The organism is Halorubellus amylolyticus, assembly GCF_034808145.1.
Lineage (GTDB): Archaea > Halobacteriota > Halobacteria > Halobacteriales > Natrialbaceae > Halorubellus.
Genome location: NZ_JAXHGM010000094.1, coordinates 1 through 249, shown reverse-complemented (window position 1 = coordinate 249; position 249 = coordinate 1). Strand labels below are relative to the sequence as shown.

1 protein-coding gene is annotated in these 249 nt (G+C 29.7%); it reads right to left on the bottom strand.

Annotated features, from left to right (window positions below; all coding sequences use genetic code 11):
* On the bottom strand, positions 1-249 hold a 249-nt coding region (locus tag SM754_RS20370), incomplete at both ends, for a hypothetical protein (RefSeq protein WP_323677967.1).

The following is a 249-nucleotide window of genomic DNA, read 5'->3' as shown; positions in this document are numbered from 1 at the left end:
AGTTAGAATATTCTTCATCGTGTGTATTATTTGTGGAAAAATTGTAAAAGAAATATAGAGGTTCACTTGGAGTGATGGTAAACTCGTAATCTTTAGAGAGTTCAACAAAGAAATCTTGCTGATAATCTACTTTTATACTAAAGGTTACATTTCTTGTAGATGAACTTGCAATGGTTATAATAGGATTTTCTTCAATTTTAGTTACTGAGCCTGTAACATTTGTGAACAGATCTTTACATAATGTTCTAC